At 62.3% G+C, this 3,414-nt stretch carries 3 protein-coding genes; 2 read left to right on the forward strand and 1 reads right to left on the reverse strand.

All coding sequences use genetic code 11. The features are described from left to right. Positions 1-46 precede the first annotated feature (46 nt). Entirely contained in the window at positions 47-1,219 is a 1,173-nt protein-coding gene (locus NH234_RS10570; RefSeq protein ID WP_367256445.1) for an MFS transporter, read from the forward strand. Positions 1,220-1,224: 5 nt separating this feature from the next. Here the strand turns inward: NH234_RS10570 and NH234_RS10575 are convergent, their stop codons facing one another. Continuing rightward, positions 1,225-2,355 carry a cupin-like domain-containing protein gene (locus NH234_RS10575; protein ID WP_367256446.1) on the reverse strand — a complete coding sequence of 377 codons (1,131 nt, stop codon included), beginning with the start codon at positions 2,353-2,355 and terminating at the stop codon, positions 1,225-1,227. 127 nt (positions 2,356-2,482) lie between these two features. Between NH234_RS10575 and NH234_RS10580 the strand changes: the two genes are divergently transcribed. Then, entirely contained in the window at positions 2,483-3,220 is a 738-nt protein-coding gene (locus NH234_RS10580; RefSeq protein WP_367256447.1) for a thioesterase II family protein, read from the forward strand. Positions 3,221-3,414: the final 194 nt, after the last annotated feature.

Below are 3,414 nucleotides of genomic sequence, written 5' to 3' on the forward strand. Positions count from 1 at the left end.
GTCAGGCTTTGTGGCAAGTTGGCCGCCCCTGATGAGGCTGTATCCGATGGCAAACCCTTACCGCGAACTGTTCAACGCCCCCGGCGCCCGGGCCTTTGTGATGGCCGGGATGATCGCGCGCATGCCGATTTCCATGACCGGCATCGGCGTGATCACCATGCTCTCGCAATTGACCGGCGGCTATGCGCTGGCCGGTGGCGTGGCGGCAACTTTTGCCTTGGCCACCGCATTCTGCGCGCCGCAGGTGTCGCGGCTGGTGGACCGTTACGGTCAGGGGCGGATTCTGCCGGTGTCGGCGCTGATCGGTGGCGGGGCGTTGCTGATGTTGCTGCTGTGCACCCGTTTGCAGGCGCCGAACTGGACGCTGTTCGTCTGTGCCGCTTTGGCCGGTTGCATGCCGAGCATGTCGGCGATGGTGCGGGCGCGCTGGACGGAAATCTATCGCGGCCAGCCGCAATTGCAGACCGCTTACGCGCTGGAATCGGTGCTCGATGAGGTCTGTTTCATCGTCGGCCCGCCGCTGTCGGTAGGCCTGGGCGTCGCCGTGTTTCCCGAAGCCGGGCCGCTGGCGGCGCTGATAATGCTGGCGATTGGCGTGACGGCATTCGTTGCCCAGCGCGGCACCGAGCCGCCGGTGCATCCTCACGAATCGCATCATCAAGGTTCGATCATTCGTTCCACCGACGTGCAATGGCTGCTGCTGTTGATGGTCGCCATGGGCATGATCGTCGGCGTGGTCGATGTGGTCAGCGTCGCGTTCGCCCAGCAGCAAGGGCAACCGGCAGCGGCGAGCATCGTGTTGTCGGTGTACGCCATCGGTTCCTGCCTGGCCGGCATCGCGTTCGGGGCTATGCGCTCGAAGCTGCCGTTGCCACGCCTGTTCCTTTATGGCGGTCTGGCGACCGCATTGACCACGCTGCCGCTGTTGCTGGCGACCAACATCTTCGGCTTGGCTGTGGCGGTGTTCATCGCCGGGCTGTTTTTCTCGCCGACCTTGATTGTGGCGATGGCGTTGATCGAACGCATCGTGCCGCCGGCCAAACTCACCGAAGGCCTGACCTGGCTGGTGACTGGCCTGAGCATTGGCGTGGCCATCGGCGCCGCCGGTTCCGGCGCGCTGGTGGATGCGTTCGGTGCCCGCAGCGGGTTCTGGCTGGCGATAGTGGCCGGGGCGGTGGTGTTGTGTTCGGCGGTGCAGAGCTTCCGCCACCTCAAGTGATCGGGTTACCAGCCCCGGCCCGAATTCACCCAGAAGTTCACCGAGAGCGAGGTCGACACCGACTCCACCTGATGGAACCAGCCTTCGGGCAGGAACAACAGGTCGCCGGCCTCCAGCGTCACCCGCAGAAAGGTCACGTCGCGGGCCTTGGGGAAGCGTTCGTAGTCCGGCGCATCCGGGTTGAAATCGCAGCCGTCCAGGCCACCCTCGGGTACGGTGGACCAAGTGCCCAACGCTTCACGATGATGAGGCGCGGCGAGGGTGAACTTCTTTTGGCCCCAGACCTGGGCGAACAGGTTATCGGTGTCGTCGCGGTGCAACGGGGTCAGCGTGCCTTTGGGGCCGATCCAGATGCGCGGCGGGATGAACAAAGAAGCGTCGAAGTAGGGCGGGTATTGAATCTGCTGCATCAACGCCGCCGGCAGAATGTTGTTGCCCATGTAGGCCGGTGGCTCTCCGTCCGCGCCTTTGACCGCCGGGCTGTCCAGCGAGGCGATGAAATCGGCCATCGAGGTGGAGCGGAAATCCCGTTCGGTCGAGAACGTCTTCTTCACGTAATCGCCGTGGCGGGTGATGCCTTGCAGTTCGGCGAAGTGCACCAGTGATTCTTCGCGGCTGAGCTTGAACAGCGGCCAGTCGTGCAAGGCATTGCTGATCACCACCGGAATACCGTTGGGCAGGTAGCGGCTCTCGAATTCGATCAGCGACAACTCGCTGCGCGGTCTGCGCTCGACGACGGTTTGCGCTGGCAGGCTGGCGGTGAGTTTTTCGCTGAAGCGCGGTGGCGTCGGATAGCGCTTGTTCATGTCGACCTTTTCTACCGGCGCTGCACCCCGGCGAGCGTGGTCGATGATTTGCGGCAGCATTGTCGCCAGGCCCATGTTGCCGCTGATCTTCAGGCGACCGCTGGCAAATAGTTCCTCGACGTTGGCGATACCGGCCATGATTGCGAGAAAGTCCTGCTCGGCGACTTCGATGGTCACGTCGGGGCTGGCATGGCGACCGGCCTCGGTGCGGCTGCTCGCGCTGACCTCGGACCAGAACGCCTGTGAACCCAACACGAATTGGAAAACGCCTTCGATACCGACCGCGCCGGCATTGGCGAACAGCTTGCCCAGGATGGTCTGCAGGTCCACGGTGAATCCTCGTTGTTGTTTTGGTCTGAACGGTTAACGAGCATTTGTATCGGAAATTTACAAACTGCCGACTAATTTGCCCGGGCAGCAATCCGTACCCCTTGAAGAGACTTTTTTCGAGGGATGCGTGTTGACCAAGTTGACCCTGCTGTGCCTGCCGTATTCCGGCGCCAGTGCCATGGTCTACAGCCGCTGGCGGCCGAAGCTGCCGCAGTGGCTGCAATTGCAACCGGTGGAATTGCCGGGGCGCGGCGCCCGGTTCGGCGAACCGTTGCACACCGACATGCGTGCACTGGCGATGCAATTGGCCCGGGAATTGCGCCCGACACTCAAGGCCCCTTACGCACTGTTCGGCCATAGTCTGGGCGCCTTGCTGGCCTGCGAAATCGCTCACGCCTTGCGCGCACTGGGTTGCCCGGAACCGGTGGCGCTGTTTGCCTCTGGCACCGCGGCGCCGACGTTGCGCGCCGACTACGACCGCGGTTTTGCCGAGCCCAAGACGGACGCCGAGCTGATCGATCAACTGCGCACGCTCAACGGCACCAGTGAGGAAGTGCTGGCTAATAAAGAGTTGATGAGCCTGACGCTGCCGATCCTGCGCGCCGACTTCCTGCTCTGCGGCAAATTCCAGCCGTTGCAGCGGCCGCCTCTCAACTGCCCGGTGCATGTGCTCGGCGGCAAGGCCGACAAGGCGACCACCGAGCAGTTGATCGGCTGGAGCAAGGAAACCCGTGGCAGTTTCTCGGTGGACATGCTGGCCGGCGGGCACTTCTTTATTCATGAACACGAAGCCAAGGTGCTGCGGGTAATCAAGGATCAGCTCGACGTGCATCATCGTCGGCACGGCTTGATGGCCGCCGTTTAACCCGAATTCATCGCTGTCCAGAACCCTGTGAGGAGCGAGCAGGCTTGCTCCCGCAGGGTTTTTTATCGCCCGTAAATTCTCGCTGCACCTCCATTCTGATAGTTCTTCTCAATCGCTAATTTTTGCGCTTTGCATTCGTTTTATAGGGACGACGTGCCTTTGTGCTGCCAGCCTACTGACTCGGATACCAAGAA

The sequence above is a fragment of the Pseudomonas sp. stari2 genome (assembly GCF_040760005.1).
Classification (GTDB): Bacteria; Pseudomonadota; Gammaproteobacteria; order Pseudomonadales; family Pseudomonadaceae; genus Aquipseudomonas.